The following is a 19535-nucleotide window of genomic DNA, read 5'->3' as shown; positions in this document are numbered from 1 at the left end:
CCGGACCAGCCTGAGTATCCAGCACCTCGGCTATCCGGAACACGGTCTTCACGATCACAGCACAGTCTCGATCGCAGCCCATCTACAAAATGTCGATGAAATGGCAACGATCAGGACTCCACATGTCTCCTAACCAGCCACGGACAGCTCGAACCACACTGTCTTGCCACTCTTTCCCTTCCGAGTGCCCCAGCGCCGCGAACTGCACGCCACCAGCTGCAATCCGCGACCGCCCTCGTCGTCGGGGGTGGCGGTGCGTTCCTGCGGGGGGTCGGGGAGGGGGTCGGAGACCTCGACGAGGAGCGCGCCGCCGCTGAGCAGCACCATCCGGACGCCGATGGGGCCGGTGGCATGGCGCAGGGAGTTGGTGACGAGTTCGCTGACGAGCAGGACGGCCACGTCGACGGCGCCGTCCAGGCCCCAGTCAGCGAGCGTCTGACGGACCTTGGAGCGGGCGGTGCGCACCGCGCCGGGGTCGGCCGGGAAGCTCCATTCGGCGGTGGGTGAACCGGATGCCATACCGCGCCTGCGGACGTTCGGGGAGGCTGACTCGGGGACCCCTGCCGCTGCGCTGTCGCTCACGCCGATCACTTCCCAGCCCGATGGGGTCCCCGCGCAGAGTCACCTGCGTCATTCGCCTGCTCTGCCGGGGTTAATCACGACATACCCGGTATCAGGGCCCGAGTATCGCCTTCAACCGTGCACTGTGGCACAAATGGCGCATCTTGGCGCGGCAGGCGGACCGGGTGGGCATCGCCGCGCGCTCCGCCCGTCGCACGCACGCCGCTGCGGCTGTGCGCCTTGTTTGCGGGCGCGCACGCTGACCAGGGCAGCGCGCTCGGTGACGACGTGGCGCAGCGCGGCGTGGCCCGTGGTGCGGCGGCCACGGCGATGGTGACGCCTACGAGGACGGCGACGCCTACGACGCGGTCCGCTGCCGTACAGGGGTCGCCGACAGCCGGCGCATCGCCTCGGCGACGGCCGGGCGGTCCTGGTCGAGCCAGTCGACCTGCTGCTCCTCCGACGGCCGCAGCCAGCGCAGCTCGTCGTGATCCTGGAGCGGGCGCGGCTCGCCGGACAGCAGCCGGGCCGTCCACACCTGCAGCACGAAGCCGGGTCGCAGTACCCATTCGCCCGGGATCCGCTCCAGGGCCGCCGCCTCGACACCGAGCTCCTCGCGCAGCTCGCGGACCAGGGCCTGCTGGGGTGTCTCGCCGTCCTCCACCTTGCCGCCGGGCAGCTCCCAGCGGCCTGCCAGGGCGGGCGGCGCACTGCGCCGGGCGGCCAGCAGCCGTCCGCGGTCGCACACCGCTGCACCCACCACTACGCGCACGGTCGTCATGCGCCGCAGCCTACGTCCCCCGCCGTCGTCCCGCTCCCCCTCGGCCGCCCCTCAGGTCATGGCCCGGCCCACCCTCTCCACCACGTAAAGCTGCTGGTGGCCCCTGGTGTCCAGCCGGTCGGCCACCCGCTCCGCCTCCGCCCGGGTGGCATAACGACCGACGCGATAGCGGTTGCCCCCTTCGTCCTGGCGGATGACGAGCCAGGGCAGTACGGCCCCAGTGTCGGTCATTGCGACCCTCCGTCCGCCGTGTAGTGCGCCGTCATGCGCCCCTCCTGTGCTGATGCCGAAATCGCAATCCGCATATGCCCGAGCGTACGCCCGACCTTCACGCACCGCATACGAATTTGCACAAAGAGATACCGAACCGGCCACCCGCGGGCCCCCGGGAACCGGGAGCGGCCCGCGAGTGGCCGGTGAGAAACGGTGGGAGTACGGGGACTCAGGCGCCCACGGGGGCCTTGTCCGCGGACTCCTGGGCCGCCTCGTCCGCCTCGGCGGCCTCCAGCTCCGCCTCGGCCTGCACCAGCGACGGGTTGCGCCAGGCGCTGCGCACGCCCCAGTAGTAGAAGGCCAGGCCCAGCGCGACGACCAGGGCGAGGTCGACGCCCTCCGGGATGTAGCCCTTGCCGCCGAACTCCTTGCCGCCCGCGTACGACACGGCGGCCATGATCAGCAGGTACGCCACCATCCAGGCGCCGGCCTTGAGGTGCGGGGCCAGCGCGGCCCACGGCTTGCGGCCCTGGGTGAGCGGCTTGCCGATCTCGTACCAGGCCCACACCGGCAGACCGACGGCCATGATCAGGATGACCTTGCCGGTCAGCGGCCAGCGGCCCCAGTAGAGCACCAGCGAGCCGAAGACCATCGCGACCGGCGCGATGACCGGCATCGCGCGCAGCTTGACCGGGCGCGCGAGGTCCGGCGAGATGCGGCGCAGCGACATCACGGCGACCGGGCCGGTGATGTACGAGATGACCGTGGCGATCGAGACGATCTCGGCGAGCGAGCCCCAGCCGCGGAAGACCGCGAGGAAGAGGAAGGCGATCACGAGGTTGAGCAGCAGCGCCGGGCGCGGCACGCCGGTCTTCTTGTCGACGCGGCCGAAGACGCCGGGCAGATGGCCGTTCTCCTGCACGCCGTGGATCATGCGCGAGGTGGTGGCCGCATAGATCATGCCCGTACCGGACGGGGAGACGAACGCGTCGGCGTAGAGCAGCAGCGCCAGCCAGTTCAGGCCCCAGGCGACGGCGAGGTCGGCGAGCGGGGAGTTGAAGTTGAGCCCGGCCCAGCCGCCGCCGGCGCCCAGCTTGTCGCCGGGCACCGCCATCAGGAACGCCACCTGGAGGGCGACGTAGATGACCAGCGCGATGATGATCGAGGAGATGACGGCCTTGGGGAGCGACTTGCCCGGGTTGCGGGCCTCACCGGCGAGGTTCAGCGGGGACTGGAAGCCGTTGTAGGCCCAGACGATGCCGGAGACGGCGACGGCGGTGAAGACCGAGCTCCAGCCGTTGGGGGTGAAGCCGCCGTGGTGGGCGATGTTGCCCGTGTCGAAGTGCGCGGCCATCAGCGCGCTCGCGGTCAGCACCGGCACCACGACCTTGAACACCGTGATCGCGGTGTTGGTCTTGGCGAACAGCGAGATCGCGAACCAGTTCATGAAGAAGTAGAAGATCAGCAGGATGCTGGCGAGCCCGACGCCGGTGCCGGTCAGCTCCTTGCCGTCGTACAGGGCGTGCGCCCAGCCGAAGTTCCACGAGCTCATGTACTGGACGGAGGCGGTCGCCTCACCCGGGATGACCGAGACGATGGCGATCCAGTTCGCCCAGGCCGCGAGGTATCCGGCGAGCGAGCCGTGGGAGTACTGGCCGTAGCGGACCATGCCGCCGGCCTTCGGGAACATCGCGCCGAGCTCGGAATAGGTGAGCGCGATCGTCAGGGCCACCAGCGCCCCGATGATCCAGGCCACGATCGCGGCCGGTCCGGCGATGGCGGCGGCCCGCTCGGCCCCGAAGAGCCAGCCGGAACCGATGATGGACCCGAGACCAGTGGCGGTCAGGGCGATGGTCCCGAGGGACCGGCGGTAATTCGAATGCGACCCCTGCTCCGCATCCTGCGATTTCGTCGTGCTCACGTGCTGGTCTCCTGGTCTTCCCCGGTCCGTGCACAAACTTCGCCATCGTAAGAGCGAATCCGAAGATCGGGTTCCCGAACGGCGGGAAAAGACCCGCTCAGTTGACGTGCTGTGACCTTTCCCACACCGATATACGGACCCCATTAGCGGAGAAAGTGGGCCAAATGGGACACGCAGGTGACGAATTGCGGACCGTACGGGATCCGTTGGGTGACGTGCGGGATCCGTCGCGGCCGCACCGCGGCAGCCGGGAGGCGGGCCCGCCGTCCGCGGCGGACCCGTCGGCTACTTGACCGGCAGGTGGTAGGAGACCCGGTGGCGGTCCGCGAGCGTGACGACATCGGCCGTCTCCACCGGGCGGCCCCCCGCGAAGTACGTCCGCGAGATGACCAGCACGGCATGGCCCGGCACCCCGCCCAGCGCCATCGCCTCCTCCGCCAGCCCCGGCCGCGCCCCGACCTCCTCCACGACGTTGTCCACCACCACGTCGATCGCCGCCATCCGCTCGACCACGCCGCGCCCGGCCAGCGGGCCCTCCTCCGGCAGCATCACGGGCGTCCGCCCCGTCACCTCCAGCGGCTCCCAGGAGGTGGAGAGCATCGCGGGCTCCCCCTCCGCCCGGAAGAGATAGCGCGTGCGCATCACCCTGGCGCCGGCCGGGATGCGCAGCCGCGCCGCGACCACCGCACCGGCCTCCTCCTGGCGGCTGCTGGACTCCCAGGTCCCCTTCACCCGCTCGTCGGTCTGCTCCTGGCGGAACGGGGTGGAGCAGACGCCCGACCGGTAGCCGGCGCGGGCGATACGGCGCGGTACGGGCTGTTCGCGCACATAGGTGCCCGACCCCGAACGGCCCTCGACCAGCCCCTCGGCCATCAGGACCTTGCGCGCCTCCAGGGCGACGGTGTCCGAGACGCCGTATTCCTCGCGGATCCGGGCCTGGGAGGGGAGGCGGGTATGCGGCGGCAGCAATCCGTCGACGATCTTCTGGCGCAGGTCGCCTGCGACACGGAGGTACGCGGGCTGCTCACCGAAAGGCACGTGCCCCTCCCAACAGCTTGACAGTCAGCAACAGCGTGGCAACCGCGCGTTCATGACCGCAACCTTGGGCCAAAGCTTGACGTGAGGCGATGAGCCCCAGCTCAGCAGGGCCACAAACCGCCGGACGGCCGGGAAATCGGGCCACGCCACCCCACACCCCCCGCGCTCCACTCCTCCCCCGCACCCCCTGCGCGCCTCGATACGCCCCCACCTCCACACACCCACACGCCTCTTGCCGCACCCGGCGCCCGTCCCCACCGCGTGACACGATCGAACGGAATAAACCGGAAGAACAAGATGAACCGGAAGAAACCAATCAGTCGAACGAACCGGAACAAAGAAACAAAGAGAACAAAAGGAGGCCCATGCCCGTCGAGCCCGGCTCGCCGCCCTCGCCGGCGTCGCCCCCCTCCCGTACGGATGACGAGCTCCGCCTCTCCCCCATGCCCGGCAAATGGCAGCGCGCGCTCGCCATCGTCGCCCACCCCGACGACCTGGAGTACGGAGCCGCGGCCGCCATCGCCGAATGGACCGCCGCCGGACGCGAGATCACCTATGTCCTGGTCACCCGTGGCGAGGCCGGTATCGACGGGCTCGCGCCGGGCGAGTGCGCCGCGATCCGGGAGGCCGAGCAGCGGGCCGGGGCCGCCCGCGTCGGCGTCCACACCGTCCAATTCCTCGACGGGCACCGCGACGGCGTCATCGAGGCCGGTACGGCACTGCGCCGCGATCTGTCCGCGGCCATCCGCCGCCACCGCCCCGAGCTGCTGATCACCCTCAACCACCACGACACCTGGGGCGGCGTCCAGTGGAACACCCCCGACCACCGGGTCGTCGGCCGTGCCGTCCTGGACGCGGCGGGCGACGCCGGCAACCGCTGGATCTTTCCCGAGCTCAAGAGCGCCCAGGGGCTCGCCCCCTGGACAGGCGTCCGCTGGGTGGCCGTCGCGGGCTCCCCCTACCCCACACATGCCGCGGAGGTGGGCCCCGGCCTCGAGCGGGCCATCGCCTCACTGGCCGCCCACGAGACCTACATCAAGGGCCTGGGCGGCCCCGACCAGGACCCGGCCGCCTACGCCCGCACCTTCATCGAGCAGATGGTCCGGGCGGGCGGCGACCGCTACCGGGGCCGCCCGGCGGCCCTCTTCCAGCTCTTCCCCCGCTAGGGGGTTCCCGGCACATGCGTGACGGGAACGCCGAGGGCCGTGCCCCGGAGGAGAGGCACGGCCCGCTCGGCGGGGGCGCCAAGGGCGCCCGGAGGGTTACTTCTTCGGCCCGAAGACCATGGCCAGGGGCTGCTTCTCCCCGGTGCCGGGCGTGCTGACCGCGGCAGCCCCCACGAAGAGCCGGCCGTCGGCGTAGCCGAGTTCACGGTCGGAGGTGAACAGCGCCTCGGTCCTGGCATTGGCGGACGGGTTCTGCAGGACCTTGGTCTTCTTGTACGAGGTGGGGTCGATCCGCCAGACCGCGCCGGCGTTCTCCGAGATGCCGTCGGCCTCCTGATAGGCAATCACCTGGCCGTCGTCGTCGAGTCCGATCGGCAGCAGCCGGCCCTCCTCGACCCCCGCGATCTTGCCGGCCTGCTTGCCCGTCTTCAGGTTGAACACCACGACGTCGTTCTCGGCCTCGGAGCCCGCATCGAGCGGGTCCTGCGTCCCCAGATACAGCGCGTCGGCCGTCTTGCTCACCGCGATCTGGCTGCACCCGTCGACGTTGGTGGCCGGGCAGTCGATCTCGTACTTGCCGTACTTCCCGCCCGATGTGTCGACCGTGCTGCGCAGCTTGCCCCGTGCCGCGCTGTCGTCGATCGCCAGGAACTGCGTGACGGACATGCCGCCCTGCGCCTTCCCGTTGTCGATCCCGACGACCAGCGGATCGACGGACACCACATGGGCGTTCTCGGTGCCGGCCGGCAGCGCGTAACTCGACTTCACCGCCCGCGTCCTGGGGTCCACCGTCTGCACGTCCAGCTGGGGATGCTTGGGGTCGCTGCCGCAGTCCCGCACCGCGATCAGCTTGTCGCCGCCGCCCGCATACCCGTCGTCCTGGCACTTCTTGCCGCCGTCGGGCTTCCACAGCGGCTTGCCGTCGACCGTCCAGGCCGCCGAACCGCTGGTGCCGCCCGCGGCGACGGTGCCGCCGCCGATGGCGACCTCGTCAAACATCTGCGCGCTGCCGTCTTCGACGGCCTGCTTGTGCCAGCGCATCGTGCCCTTGTCCAGATCGACCAGGCCTATTTCGGTGCAGACCGCGGGGTCGTCCTTGTCGTTCTTGAACACGACGGCGATCAGCCCGTCCTCGGTGGGCCGCGGCGACGACCAGCAGATCTCGCCACCGAGCGGAACCGTCCACCGGGCCTTTCCGCCGTCCAGCGGATACCCCGCAATCTTTTTCAGATCCGCCTTGACGAAATTCTTCTTCGTCGACCACATCCCCATGGCCCCGGTCAGGTCGCTGACCTTGGCCATCGGCACCTGGTTCAGCAACGCCCCCTGGGCGGCCTTGGAATCCGTCCCGGCGCCACCCTTTCCGCCCCCGCCGCCGTCGGCACCGTCCGAACTACAGCCACCGATCACCAGCCCGGCCGCGAGCACCGCACCACCAACGACCGCCATACGCGACCTGGACAAATCACGTTCCCCTTCACCCGCACAAGCATGGCCCGACGCGGCCAAGCGATTTCCTCGCGACCAGATCCTTCCTTTTACGCATCCGGATTTCAACCGTGAATTACTGATCGTCGGGCCATTTGAAATGTTCCGGAGATGCGTTCGGAAGGGATTCCGGACGGGGCCCGGAAAAGAATTCCGGCGGGGCTCCCGAAAGGGGGAGGACGTCCGGGGATTTCTTGTCCGCACGCACGGCCGGGCAAACCCGGCGGGCGGCGCGGCAGGGAAGTCGCCACCGGGACACCGGCGGAGGTACCACACATCCCGTCCAAGGCGCTCAAGACAGTGCCTACGGGGGCGTTTCCGATGTCGACGGACACGAGACGCAAACGGGTGTGGAACCCCCACGAGCACTACTGCTAGTGTGCGTATGGTCACAGTAGGCAATCAGGCCTCTATGTACAGGCAATGAAGGACCGAGGGTTCCATGCGCAAGCTTCAGCAGGTCGTCATCGCCGCCGCAGCAGCCGGCGGTCTGTCAGCCATCGGTGTCGGCGCAGGCACCGCCTTCGCCGACGGCGGACACGCGAAGAAAGACCTCTTCCGTCCGTACCAGGAGTGCAGTCCGCAGACGGTGGCCGCGACGGACTTCCCGGTCAGCGTGCTCGGCTTCGCGGAGACCCTGGACACCACCTGCGGGCAGTTCAACCACGCCTTCCACCGCTAGGACCGGCGAGGGCAGCCGCACGCGCCGTTCGCCGCGGGCCCTTCGGGATCATCCCCGAAGGGCCCGTTCGCGCGTGGCACGGCGGAACGGCCGCGAGCACGGGGCATCTTCCGGGCCATTCCCCGCTCGCAGTGGTCATCAATTCCGGCGCGTCGCCAAGTGGTTGCGGGTATTTCGTATTAACTTGCCGTAACTGTACGAAGTCGATCGGTCACAGATCGAATCCGCTCAATCTACCGGAGATGAAATGCGCAAGCTTCACAAGGCTGCCGTCGTCGCAGTCGCCCTCGGCAGCATCGGCTTCCTCGGTGCGGGCACCGCCTACGCCGGCGGCGGCGGTCAGTTCGGCATCGGCCAGGGCAGCTCGTGCCGCTCGCACGACCTGAACGTCGACGTCCTCGGCGAGGTCGGAGTCCTCAACGGCGTACTGGGCAACGCGCTCAACGGCGAGGGCGCCGCGGGTGCGCAGTCCACCCCGATCGGCTCGAGCATGGGCTGCAACAACAGCGCCTTCAGCAAGTAAGGGAAAGGGGCTCCGGCGTCCCGGCCACCGGCCGGGCGCCGGAGCCCGTTTTTCGTTCTCTCAGAGCCCTGGGCGCGGACCCGTTCACGGTGCACGACGCCCTGGCACCGATCACAAAGGAACACACCGCACATGTTCAGTCGGAAGAAGATCGCAGCCGTCTCAGGGCTGCTGGGCGGCCTCGCCGTGACCTGCGCCGGCGCCTCTCTGGCGTACGCCGGAGGATCCGCAGGCACCTGCGCCCGCGACCTCCAGGGCAACGTCACCTGCATGCAACGCAACGACGGCTACCTCAGCGAGGACGGCAGATTCATCCTCCACCAGGCACAGGACTGCCTGGCGACGAAGCCGCTGTCGCTGCCCGCGGAGGGCCTGCTGAACAAGGGGACCATGCAGATCGGGCCCGCCGTGAACTGCTCCAACACGACGCCCGCGACCCAGGACTTCGTACCGCCCGGATTGATGACCGAGCCGCAGAAGCAGTGATACGCGGCGCACGCCCGGCGGACCGCACCGGCGGCCGCCTGCCCCTTCCGCGCGCCGGGCAGGAAGAGTTGCCACGGCGCGGCGAACGCGCTCTCCGACGCCGAACGGCCGGGCCGGGTTGATCCCGTCCCGGCCGTCCACCGTTCGGGAGCGCGCGCGAGCGGGGCGCGGGGGTCTCACGGGCCCGCCGTTGCCGTTGCCGTCGCGATGGCTGACGGTCCGTCACCAGGGCGTCGCGGCACGGCGATTCCGTGGCCCGCGAAGCCTTCGGCGACGGCGTCGGTGCGCATGGAACCCCCGGAGTGAAGTGAACGACGGCGGAATACTCATGATTGCACTATTGATGCGTATTACGTCGTCTCGGGCTTCTGCGGGCGCGTCGGCGGCGCCCGCTCGACCCCACGCTCCCATGCCCTCGCGGCCCCCGCGGCCCCTTCGGCCTCAGGCGCGCTGGTCGGCGAAGGGGCCGGTGCCGAAGGCCAGTTCGGCGAAGCGTTCGCCGATGCGGCGGTGGGTGGCGGCGTCCGGGTGGAGCTGATCGGGCAGCGGCAGGTCGGCGAAGTCCGCCTCGCCGTAGAGCTCGCGGCCGTCGAGGTGGTGGAGGTGGGGGTCGTCGGCCGCCCGCTGCCGCACGATGCGGGCGAGTTCCGTACGGATGACGTTGAGCGTCAGCTTTCCGGCGGCGCGCTCCGCCGGGTCCCCCGCGGCCCGGAACTGCAGCTTCCCCGCGCTGAGGCTGGCGAAGTCCGGGGCGCTGGGGCCGGGGACGTCCTCGTGGATGGGGCAGTGCAGGGGCGAGACGACCAGCAGCGGCGCGGTGGGGTGTCCCTCGCGGAGGATGTCGAGGAAGCTGTGCACGGCCGGGGTGAAGGCGCGTAGCCGCATCAGGTCGGCGTTGACCAGGTTGATGCCGATCTTGACGCTGATCAGGTCGGCGGGGGTGTCGCGCATGGCGCGCGCGGTGAATCCGTCGAGCAGGGCGCTGCCGCCCAGGCCGAGGTTGATCAGCTCGACGCCGCCGCGGGCGGCGGCCAGCGCCGGCCAGGTCGTCGTGGGACTTTCGGCGTTCGAGCCATGGCTGATCGAACTGCCGTGATGCAGCCACACCCGGCGGCCGCTCTCCGCCGCGGCCTCCACGGGGGCGTCCGTGCGCAGCGCCACCAGCTCGGTGATCTCGTTGTGCGGCAGCCAGATCTCGATGTCCTTCGCCCGGTCGGGCAGACCGGTGAACCGTACGGTGCCGACCGGGCCGGGCCGCTTTTCGGCGGAGCCGGTGGCCATGTCCATCATCAGGACGTTGCCGCCGGTCACGCCGGCCCGGTCGGCCAGGCGGCCGTCGACGAGCAGGTCGTACACGCCGTCCGGGCGGGGCGGGGCGCCCTCGTAGGCCATCTTGGTGCGGAGCGTGTCCAGCTCGATGGCGGTGGCCCGGGTGCGGAACGCCAGCCGTACGCCGGAGGGCTGGGCCTCCGCCATGGCCAGTTGCCCGTCGGCGCACTGTGCGCGGGCGCGGGCCGGCAGCCGGTGCGGCAGCACACCGTGCTCGGTGCGCTCCAGGTCGAGTGCGCCGCGCAGGAGGTCCGCGGTGATGGGTGTGGTGATCCGGTCCGTCGCCCCGGGAGGCGTGGCAGCGGGGACGGCGGCGTGGTCGGGGTCGTGGTCGGGACGACGGTTCATGCATTCAGCCTGTCATGTCCGATCCGGGCATCGATTTCCGGTGTCGGTTCGCGGGGCCCCGGCGGGGACGCGTCCGGCCGACCGGACGAAGGCGGGCTCCGGGGGCCGTCGCGGCAGCTCACCCTGCCGGATGCCACCGGGTGCGCGTGGGGAGAAGCTCTGGTGATGTTGTCGGCATGACGCTTCAAGCACGCATCGGACGCGAGCCCGTGGGCGCAAGCAGGGACGTCAACGGACCTGAGGCACCACAGGGGGCCGCGGCCCGCCCGGAGAACGCCGTGGGCGCCTCCGGTTCCGCGAGGGCGATCGGCACGGTCTTCGTCAGCGGGATGCACAGCGGCCCGAACCCGTCACCAGGGTTGAGCGTGGCCCGCTCGTTGCGTCTCGCCCGGCCCGATCTGCGGATCGTCGGCCTGGACTATTCGCGGGAGAGTTCGGGACTGCACTCGGACCTGCTTGACGATCTGGTCTGTCTCCCCGCGTGGCGTGAGGCGCACCTGGCCACGTGGATCGAGCAGGTGGACCGCCTTCTGGAGCCCGAGGACGCGGTCCTGATCCCCTGTCTGGATCTGGAGGTCCGGCTGCTGGCGCGGGAGCTCGGGTCCCATGACCGGATTCTGGGGCCCTCGAAGAGCGCACTGGAGCTGGTGGGCAAGCCTCCGGTCGAGGCGGCGGAACGGCTCGGCATGTCCTTCGCGACGTACGAGACCGACACCAGCTGGGAGGCCGTCGACCGGTTCATCCGCCGGTCCCCGTACGGGGTGTGGGTCAAGGGCCAGCACTACGACGCGTACCGGGCCTACACCGCCGGGGCCGCGCTGGCCCTGGGCGATGTCGTCCAGCGGACCTGGGGCGGCAACTGGCACCTGGAGGCGCATGTGGCCGGCCAGGAGTGCAGCATCGCGTTCTGCGCCCTGGACGGCCGGCTGCTCGACGCGGTGTTCATCACGAAGGCGATGGTCACGACCGAGGGCAAGACCTGGGCCGGCGAGGTCGCCGAGCTGGACGGGCCGATGCACGACCGTCTGGCGGATCTGATCGCCGACGCACGGTGGACCGGCGGCGGTGAGCTGGAGCTGCTGCGCAGCTGGAGCGGCGACCTCACGCTGATGGAGATCAACCCGCGGCTGCCCGCCTGGATCCACGGCGCTTCGGTGTGCGGCGCCAACCTGCCGGCCGCGCTGGTCATGGGACGGGTCGCCGACCCCGGGCGACGCCTCACGCCGGGCTTCACCCGGGTGGTGGAGGAGATCCCGGTGCACCCGGACCTGGGCATCACCCCCATCGCCTGGGTCGCGGGCGGCATCTCCCATCCGGGTGACAAGCGGCATTCCGGGATGCCGTCGCTGGGCCAGCGGCGCCTGGTCCCGTCCGAGGACGCCGAGGCGGACGAGGGGCCGGTCGTGAGCCGCCCGGCATCCGCCGCGCTCTCGGCCGTCTCCGTCACGGAGGCCCATGTGACGGAGACGGCCGCACATATGACGGAAACGGTCGGCCGGATGACGGAGACCGCCGGGCACTCGACCGGGCCGGCCGCGCACACCAGCGGCTTCGAGGAACTCCTCGATCCTCCCGGGAACGCGGACACTCCGCGCAGACATCTGCTCCTTCCCCTTTTCACCAAGCAGGTGGAGGCCCTGCGACGGGAGCTCGAGGGCGTCGACCGGCTGCTGCTCGCGCACAGCATCAAGACCTGCCCGCAGCCCGCCGTGCTGCGGGAGGCCGCGCGGCTCGGCATGGCGGCCGAGGCGATCAGCCTGGCCGAGCTCGATGCGGCCGAGCGTCACGGCATGGCGGCGGAACGAGCGATCCTCAACGGGCCCGCGAAGTGGTGGCCCGCCACCGACCGCGTCCGCTGCTTCGCCTTCTTCGCCGACTCCCTGGCGGAGTTGAGCCGACTCCACACCCTGCTGGACGACGGCTTCCAGCTGGAGGCCGAGGTCGTCGGCGTCCGCGTCGCGCCCGCCGGGCTCGTCAGCCGCTTCGGCGTCCCGTTGCACGAGCGCGACACCATGACGGAGGCGGCCCGGCTGCTCCGCACGCTCGCCGAGCGGCTCGGGGCCGGGTGGGGGATGCACTTCCACTTCGCGCAGAGCATCCTGGGCGCGGCGCGCTGGCAGCGCGAATGCGTGGCGGCGCTCGGCGCGGCCGATCCGCTGGCGGACCAGCTGGGCGGCCCGCCGGCCGTGGTGGACATCGGCGGCGGATGGCATGTCGACGACCTGTCGTATCTGCGCGACTCGCTGGAGTACGTGCGCGCGCACGGCCCCGCCGCCGCACGCGAGGGGGATCCCCTGTGGGTGATGGAGCCGGGCAAGCTCCTCACCCAGCCGTCGGCCGCGGTCGTGACGCAGGTCCTGGCGCGCCGGGCCTCCCACCGCGGCTACGACATCATCGTCGACGCGGCCGAAGGCGATATGCCCGAGGCCCCCTTCCATCCGCACCCCGTGGCGCGTTTCGACGGCTCCCGCTGGGTGCCGCTGCGGCCGGGCGGAAGCTGGATTCTCGGCAGGTCCTGCATGGAGCACGACGTGCTCTCGGTCCGGCTGGACCTGACCGATGTCCGGGAGGGCGACCACCTCGCCTTCGGTATGTGCGGCGGCTACGACACCTCGATGGCCTACGAGTTCGGGCGCGGGACCGCGCCGCGGGAATTGGGAGCGCCATGAGCGGCCTGAACACAGACCTGAAGCGGTTCGACCGGATCGACCTGTCCAAGGTGGGCAGTCACGCGAAGGCGTGCTGCCGGACCGTCAGACACAGCGTATTCGCCCAGCTCATGCACTTCGGGGACACGGGAACCGCGCTCGCCGCCGTCCCCGGGCTCTTCCGGTGGGGGCCCGTGCAGTGGCCGGCGTACTGGTGCGACCTGGTGGACCACGGTGAGCTCGTCGGCGACTGCGGGGTACACGCCGATGTGGCGGCGGCGCTGCTCACCCTGAAGTCCGTACCGCACTCGCGCGCCCGCGCCGCCGTGGCGACCCCGCCGATGGCCCCCGCGCACTGGCGGGCCGTGTGGAACGAGGCCCGGTCCTGCGATGCGTGGATCGGGCGGACCTCGGTGCACCACGAGGTGATCCGGATCGGGAACCGCTGGTGGGACCCGAGCGACGCCCGCTGGTTCTCGGGGCCGGGCGGACACACCGGCAGCGGACACGTCCTCGCCCTCCGCGAGGACGGCGGGCAGTGGCAGATCGCCCCGGACGCCATGACGGCGCCCGCCCCCGACCGTTCGCCGACGGCACCCGGTTCTGACGCCTCGTCGGCGCGGCGTGCCCCGCGCGCCCCTCACACCCCGCTGCCGACACACGCCCTGCCCTCGACACATGTCCTGCCGCAAGGCGTCCTGCCGTAGGGCCGGACGCGGTGGTGCGCCGCGGTCCGTGCGCTGTGGGTCCCCCCTTCCGTAGCGGACAGCAGCGCACCCGGACCGCCTAGGAGGCACTGTGCTCACTCCCGATACATGGAAGCCGGCCGCGGCCGACGTCCCCGAAGAGGCCCCGGGGCGCTCCGGCCCGGTCCGCCTCGCGGCGCAGTTGGTCCGCAGCTTCGGCCAGTTCAGCCTGCTGACGAATGTCTGGACCGGCGTCCTGTTCATGCTGGCGCTCTTCGTGGGCAACTGGCAGGCGGGCGTCTTCGGGCTGCTGGGCGCCGCGGTCTCCACCGCGGCCGCCTACGCCATGGGGGTCGACCGGCGCACCATCGACCTGGGCACCCAGGGCTTCAGCGGCTGCCTGACCGGTATCGCCCTGTACATCTTTCTGGGTCCGCACCCCTCGACGTACGCACTGACCATCGGCGGCGCCGTCGTCTGCGTACTGGCGTACTCGGCGCTGACCGCCATCCTGGCGCCCTGGCGGCTGCCGGTGCTGACCTCGCCGTTCTGTGTGGTGGTCGGGGTGGCGCTGGCGGCGGCCCCGGCCTTCACCCGGGTGTGGCCCGGCGGCAGCGCCGCGGCACTGCCGATCGCCGCCGTCCCCGGCGTCAAGTACACCTGGACCGATCTGTGGCACGGGTTCTTCGCCAACATCTCCCAGGTCGGCCTCTCGGCGCACTGGTACGTCGGCGCGATCATGCTGGTGGGGCTGTTCGTCGGTGGTGTCCGGCACGGGCTGGCCGCCGCCCTGGGGAGCGCCGTCGCGGTGCTGCTGTCCTGGGCGCTGGGCGTCCCGCCGGCCGCGCTCGCCACCGGCGTCTACGGCTACAACGCGGTCCTCGTGGCCATCGCCCTGGGCACCCTCTTCCTGGCCAGGACGGCGGCGGCGGCGCTCTACACGCTGGTGGCCGTGGGTGTCACGACGGTGCTGACGGCCGCCCTGAACTCCTACTTCGCGCCGTTCGGCGGACGCACCCTCAGCTGGCCCTTCATCATCACCGCCTGGCTGTTCCTCGCCGCGACCGCGTCCTTCCCCCGGCTGCGGCGCACGGCCTGACCGGGGCGGTGCGTGGCGATCACGGAACACCGGCGGGACCGGCGCCCGCGCGCGACAGTCATGCCGCTCTGCGCGTCGCTGACCGATCGCCCGGAATTTCCTATTAACCTCCTGTAACTGAACGAAGTCGATCGGTCACAGATCGCATCCGCTCAATCTACCGGAGATGACATGCGCAAGCTTCACAAGGCTGCCGTTGTGGTGGCCGCCCTCGGCAGCATCGGCCTGCTGGGCGCCGGCTCCGCTTCCGCCGAAGGCGGCAAGTACGGCGGCGGGCACGGCGGCGACACGTGGAACGTCAAGCAGGGCAACTCCTGCCGGTCGCACGACCTGAACGTTGACGTCCTCGGTGAGGTCGGCGTCCTCAACGGCGTGCTGGGCAACGCGCTCAACGGCGAGGGCGCCGCGGGTGCGCAGTCGACGCCGATCGGCTCGAGCATGGGCTGCAACACCAGCGTCGGCGGCGGCGACCACGGCGGCAAGTAAGGGAAACGGGCCCCGGCGTCCTGGCCACGTGCCTGACGCCGGGGCCCTTTCATGCCGTTCGGCAGCGCCCGGATTCACGACCTCGACAGCTTCCGGATTCACGACGCTCGACGGCGTCCGGACGCGAGAACGGCGGTGGCCGAACGGGCCCCGGCGCCGGCCGTGTGGCCAGGGCGCCGGGGCCCGTTCGTTTGCCGTGCGATGCCCGGGGCTCAGTGGGCCCCGTTGTTGCACCCCAGGCTCGAGCCCATGCGGGTGGGCTGCGCACCCGGGGAGCCCTCGCCGTTGAGCAGGTTGCCCGCCAGGCCGTTGAGGGCGCCGAGGTCCCCGAGGACGTCGATGTTCATGTCGTGCGTCCGGCACGACGTGCCCTGCGAAACGCCGACGTCGTGGGCGCCCGCCTCGCCGTGGGCGTAGGCGGTACCGGCCCCGAGGGTGCCGACGCTGCCGAGGACGGCGCCCAGGAGGGCGACCTTCTGAAGCTTGCGCATGTGTTCTCCGTTGATTGAGCGGATGCGTTCTGCAGCCGATCGGGTTCTTGCAGTGGCGAGAGGCCGACTGGGGACGCCGGAAGCCGCGGGGCTCCCACGGGACGACCTGCGGGGGCCGGGCGGACCGTCCGTGAACTCAGGAAAGCCGGGGCAGTTCGAGCTGCCCCACCGGAGCCGCCGCGAGCCGCCCGAGGCCCACCGGGGAGACCTGCGGGACGCCCGGGGCGACCATCGGGTTGACCAGCGGGTTCACCTGCGGGTTCACCTGGGGGTTGACCTGCGGGCCGACCTGCGGAACGGACTGCGGCGAGACGACCTGCGGGACGACGACCTCCGGGGCGACCCGCGGGGTGACCTCCGGGGCCGCCTGCGGGGCCACCTGGGGGACGACCTGGGACACCGGCTGCTGCGGGGCCGCGGGCTGCAGGACAGGGGCCGGCTGCGGCGCGGCCTGCTGCTGCGTATCGGCGTGCGAGGCGGAGGCCTGCGCGGCGCCCTGCGAAGAGGCCCATGCCGTGGTCTGCGGGCCGGACTGCTGCTGCGGCGCGGCCTGCGGCTGCGGCGCGGCCTGCGGCTGCGGCGCGGGAGCGGGGGCGGCCTGCGGGGCCACGGGCTGCGGGGCGGGAGCCGGGGCGGCGACCTGCTGCGGAGCCGGAGCCGGAGCGGCGACCTGCTGCGGGGCGGCGACGGGCTGCGGAGCGGGGGCCGGGGCGGCGACCGGCTGCGGCGCGTAAGCCGGAGCCTGCTGCGGGGCCACCGGCTGCGGAGCCGGGGCCGGAGCGGCCACCGGCTGCGGGGCAGGCGCCGGAGCGGCGACCGGCTGCGGAGCCGGGGCCGGGGCGGCGACCGGCTGCGGCGCGGGAGCCGGAGCGGCCACCGGCTGCGGGGCAGGCGCCGGAGCGGCCACCGGCTGCGGGGCGGCCTGCTGCGGAGCAGCGGGCGCGGCGGCACCGTTGTACCCGACGGGAGAGTCGGCGTGGCTGACGCCGGCGCCGATGGCGGACAGACCACCGGCCGCCGCGACGACGAGCATGGCCTGGTGAAGCTTGCGCATGGAACCCTCGGCCCTTCATTACCTGTACATGGAAATCTGAATTACGTATTGCAGTCTTGCGCGCGCTAACAGTGGCAATCCCGGGGTTTCACGCCCCGCGTACCCCGTTCCGAACCACGGTGAAAGCCGTCCGCAGGCCCACGACGAAACCCACCGGACCGCCCCCCAACGCCCCCGAAATCGACGGCAGATCTCATCGCGCCTCCTCCGATTCGCGTCGGACAACATTGCCGGCCTGGCCGCCAAGAGCCGCCCCGGCACCGGAAAGGAGCATTTCCCGGTGGCGGCCCACGGGCCCATTCGCTGTTCTCTCCCAGCGGCAACGAGATTTCCCCTGGTCCGGTCACGGGAGCCCGGACGCCGTCACCCATTTGCCACCGTGCGGATTATCGGGATGTCGGCGGCGGGGAGTTCACTCTTCACCGGCAGCCGGGGACGTCAAGGGAGTTGACAGCACGAGGGCGACGGAGGCGATCGACGACCGGGTGGCCAACTTTCCATATGAACCGATCAATCAGGCAATTGGCCCGCCCTGCACGGACGATGCGCGGCGATCCGATCCGGCCCGATTCGCAAGTGCGGTAACGCAATTGTTTCCGTTCAGGTGATCGCTTGGCGTGGACGCCGAAGCCTTGTCTCGCGTGGATGGAAGGGTTGCCAGCGCAAGCAGCACGAGCACGTCAACGATCCGAATGAAGCAGGAGCCGCCATGCGCCGTGTATTTGCCACCCTGTTGGGAGCCCTCGCTCTTGCCGGGGCCCTCTCGGTCCCGGCCCACGCCGACAGTCCCGCCGCCGACCCCGTCGGCGGCGTCCTCGGCATCCCCCTGAAGGCCAACTCCACCCTTGGCCCGCTGCACGTCGGTCAGCTGCCGCTGTTCGATCTCCCCCGCTGACCATCCGATCGCGGCCGGTGGCAACGCCGTCCGGCAGCCTTCAGGGCTGCCGGAGGGTCTGCCCGGGGCCGCACCGAATCACCGTACGGGTCTCCGGCAACCGGACCGGCAAGGCGCCGATCATCCTCCATTCCGCCCTCAATCGCGCCTGAAACAAAGCGACCTGGAAACGATCACCGCTCAAATCCTTTTCACTCCATCGGAATTGATGCTTTCACTCGGCCAAGTGAGTGTATGCACCAGGCTGAAAGAGTGATCGAAATGCTGGATTCGTGGCCTACCCATTGCGGTCTCGTTGAGTCTTGCGCGGTCCGCATGCGTGACCGCACTGCCACGAAGGAGAAACGTGATCAAGAAGGTGATCGCCGCTTCGGCTGCTGCCGGCGGCCTGCTGCTCGCGAGCGCGGGCACGACCCTCGCCGACAGTGGCGCCCGAGGGGCCGCCGTCGGCTCTCCCGGTGTCCTGTCCGGCAACACGGTCCAGGCACCCGTCCACATCCCGGTCAACGTCTGCGGCAATGCGGTCCACGTCGTCGGGGTGCTCAGCCCCGCCTTCCGCAACAAGTGCGCAAACATCGACAAGCACCACGGCCACGGCGGCGGAGCCCACGCCGAGGGTGTGGCCTCGCACTCCCCGGGAGTCCTGTCCGGGAACCTCGTGCAGCTTCCGGTGCATGTGCCGGTGAACGTGTGCGGCAACACCGTGGGCGTACTCGGGGTTCTCAACGGCGCCTTCGGCAACCGCTGCGCCAACATCGAGCGGCACCGGCACCACCACAAGCAGCAGATGCACCACAAGCCGCCGCAGCACCACGACAGGCCGTCGACTCAGCACCGTCCGCCGTCGGCTCCGGTTCACCACCCGTCGGCTCCGGTCGTCACTCCCGTCATCGCGCATCACCAGCACCACGTCGCGGCGCCCGTTCGCCCCGAGCTGGCGAAGACCGGTGCCGCGGAAAAGCTCGGCCTGGCGTCTGCGGCCAGTGCCGGGCTGATGGTCAGCGGCATCCTGCTCTACCGTCGGGGCCGCCGCGCGGCCGCCCGTGACTGACAGGCGGACAGCGACAGCCGGTTGAGGCTGACACTGCGCCATGCATGAGTGTGGGGCCCGGTAGCCGCCGGGCCCCACACTCATGCGCCCCCTGCTCACACATCTCCCCCTGACGTCACAAGGCGGTCCACCGCGAACTCCCCCACCGCCGCGGCACGCTGGCGACCTGCGGCGCGATGGAGTCACCGAGCACTTTTACTGAGACAGCCTCAGAACCGTTCTGATTTACCTCACATAGCAAAATAGACCTCGTCGACCGAACGGAAAGACGGGGCCGTCGGCACCCCAAATGATTTACGACAGTGGGCAAATGGGTGACGGCGCCCGGGCTCCCGTGACCGGGCCGGGGGAAATCTCGTTGCCCGCTGGGAGAGAACAGTGAGGGGCCCATCGAGTGCCACTCCGCCGTTGGCTTCGGGGGCGTTGGAGGGCAACGCACCAGGTGTCATCGTGAGGCTGCCGGAGGCTTCCACCGCGGTCCGACACGGGGTACGCAGGGCATGAGACCCCGGGATTACCACTGTCAGCGCAGACAAGACCGCAATACGCAATTCAGTTTTCCATGCACAGGCAATGAAGGGCCGAGGGT

The 19535-nt window shown here is 70.7% G+C and carries 19 protein-coding genes; 10 read left to right on the top strand and 9 right to left on the bottom strand.

Annotated elements, in window-relative coordinates; genetic code table 11:
* Nucleotides 1-129: 129 nt before the first annotated feature.
* From AC5677_RS25225 to AC5677_RS25205, 5 genes are all read right to left on the bottom strand, one after another.
* Nucleotides 130-519: an ATP-binding protein gene (locus tag AC5677_RS25225; protein ID WP_497190204.1), complete on the bottom strand. Its 390-nt coding sequence runs from the start codon at nt 517-519 to the stop codon at nt 130-132.
* Between the two features lie 400 nt (nt 520-919).
* Complete coding sequence (locus AC5677_RS25220; protein WP_497190203.1) at nt 920-1342, bottom strand: (deoxy)nucleoside triphosphate pyrophosphohydrolase; 423 nt, start codon at nt 1340-1342, stop codon at nt 920-922.
* A 51-nt stretch (nt 1343-1393) separates the two neighbouring features.
* Complete coding sequence (locus AC5677_RS25215) at nt 1394-1573, bottom strand: SPOR domain-containing protein (RefSeq protein WP_400063428.1); 180 nt, start codon at nt 1571-1573, stop codon at nt 1394-1396.
* 211 nt (nt 1574-1784) lie between these two features.
* The gene (locus tag AC5677_RS25210) at nt 1785-3476 is read right to left on the bottom strand and encodes an APC family permease (RefSeq protein ID WP_497190202.1); all 1692 of its coding nucleotides are present in this window, start codon (nt 3474-3476) and stop codon (nt 1785-1787) included.
* A 285-nt stretch (nt 3477-3761) separates the two neighbouring features.
* Entirely contained in the window at nt 3762-4514 is a 753-nt protein-coding gene (locus tag AC5677_RS25205; RefSeq protein WP_497190201.1) for a GntR family transcriptional regulator, read from the bottom strand.
* Nucleotides 4515-4957: 443 nt separating this feature from the next.
* On the opposite strand from AC5677_RS25205, the gene AC5677_RS25200 reads away from it, so the two are divergent.
* A complete protein-coding gene (locus AC5677_RS25200; RefSeq protein WP_497196749.1) occupies nt 4958-5680 on the top strand; it encodes a PIG-L deacetylase family protein in 723 nt (240 codons plus the stop codon).
* Nucleotides 5681-5776: 96 nt separating this feature from the next.
* Here AC5677_RS25200 and AC5677_RS25195 read toward each other — a convergent pair whose 3' ends face one another.
* Nucleotides 5777-7144 (bottom strand): hypothetical protein, encoded by a 1368-nt coding sequence (locus AC5677_RS25195; RefSeq protein ID WP_497190200.1) that lies wholly within the window; start codon nt 7142-7144, stop codon nt 5777-5779.
* Nucleotides 7145-7610: 466 nt separating this feature from the next.
* Between AC5677_RS25195 and AC5677_RS25190 the strand changes: the two genes are divergently transcribed.
* The 3 genes from AC5677_RS25190 (at nt 7611) to AC5677_RS25180 (ending at nt 8859) form a co-directional block, all read left to right on the top strand.
* Entirely contained in the window at nt 7611-7850 is a 240-nt protein-coding gene (locus AC5677_RS25190) for a hypothetical protein (protein ID WP_497190199.1), read from the top strand.
* Between the two features lie 247 nt (nt 7851-8097).
* On the top strand, nt 8098-8373 hold the full coding sequence (locus AC5677_RS25185; RefSeq protein ID WP_497190198.1) for a hypothetical protein: 276 nt from the start codon (nt 8098-8100) through the stop codon (nt 8371-8373).
* A gap of 132 nt (nt 8374-8505) precedes the next feature.
* Nucleotides 8506-8859, top strand: a complete 354-nt coding sequence (locus AC5677_RS25180; protein ID WP_497190197.1) for a hypothetical protein — start codon at nt 8506-8508, stop codon at nt 8857-8859.
* A 441-nt stretch (nt 8860-9300) separates the two neighbouring features.
* Here AC5677_RS25180 and AC5677_RS25175 read toward each other — a convergent pair whose 3' ends face one another.
* A complete protein-coding gene (locus tag AC5677_RS25175) occupies nt 9301-10536 on the bottom strand; it encodes a GDSL-type esterase/lipase family protein (RefSeq protein ID WP_497190196.1) in 1236 nt (411 codons plus the stop codon).
* Nucleotides 10537-10712: 176 nt separating this feature from the next.
* On the opposite strand from AC5677_RS25175, the gene AC5677_RS25170 reads away from it, so the two are divergent.
* The 4 genes from AC5677_RS25170 (at nt 10713) to AC5677_RS25155 (ending at nt 15455) form a co-directional block, all read left to right on the top strand.
* Nucleotides 10713-13205 carry a hypothetical protein gene (locus AC5677_RS25170; protein WP_497190195.1) on the top strand — a complete coding sequence of 831 codons (2493 nt, stop codon included), beginning with the start codon at nt 10713-10715 and terminating at the stop codon, nt 13203-13205.
* Entirely contained in the window at nt 13202-13891 is a 690-nt protein-coding gene (locus AC5677_RS25165) for a hypothetical protein (protein WP_497190194.1), read from the top strand. The genes AC5677_RS25170 and AC5677_RS25165 overlap by 4 nt, the downstream gene beginning before the upstream one ends.
* A 91-nt stretch (nt 13892-13982) precedes the next feature.
* A complete protein-coding gene (locus AC5677_RS25160; RefSeq protein ID WP_497190193.1) occupies nt 13983-14969 on the top strand; it encodes an urea transporter in 987 nt (328 codons plus the stop codon).
* A 171-nt stretch (nt 14970-15140) separates the two neighbouring features.
* Nucleotides 15141-15455, top strand: a complete 315-nt coding sequence (locus AC5677_RS25155) for a hypothetical protein (RefSeq protein ID WP_497190192.1) — start codon at nt 15141-15143, stop codon at nt 15453-15455.
* A gap of 212 nt (nt 15456-15667) precedes the next feature.
* On the opposite strand, the gene AC5677_RS25150 is transcribed toward AC5677_RS25155, so the two are convergent.
* Both AC5677_RS25150 and AC5677_RS25145 read right to left on the bottom strand, forming a co-directional pair.
* Nucleotides 15668-15946: a hypothetical protein gene (locus tag AC5677_RS25150; RefSeq protein WP_497190191.1), complete on the bottom strand. Its 279-nt coding sequence runs from the start codon at nt 15944-15946 to the stop codon at nt 15668-15670.
* Nucleotides 15947-16082: 136 nt separating this feature from the next.
* Nucleotides 16083-17000 (bottom strand): hypothetical protein, encoded by a 918-nt coding sequence (locus tag AC5677_RS25145; protein WP_497190190.1) that lies wholly within the window; start codon nt 16998-17000, stop codon nt 16083-16085.
* A gap of 709 nt (nt 17001-17709) precedes the next feature.
* Between AC5677_RS25145 and AC5677_RS25140 the strand changes: the two genes are divergently transcribed.
* Both AC5677_RS25140 and AC5677_RS25135 read left to right on the top strand, forming a co-directional pair.
* Nucleotides 17710-17895, top strand: a complete 186-nt coding sequence (locus AC5677_RS25140; RefSeq protein ID WP_497190189.1) for a hypothetical protein — start codon at nt 17710-17712, stop codon at nt 17893-17895.
* A gap of 346 nt (nt 17896-18241) precedes the next feature.
* A complete protein-coding gene (locus AC5677_RS25135) occupies nt 18242-18946 on the top strand; it encodes a chaplin (RefSeq protein ID WP_497190188.1) in 705 nt (234 codons plus the stop codon).
* The last annotated feature ends 589 nt before the right edge of the window (nt 18947-19535 follow it).

Source organism: Streptomyces sp. JLSY215, assembly GCF_059682825.1.
Note: the sequence above shows the minus strand (reverse complement) of the source record. Positions and strands in the feature narration are given on the sequence as shown.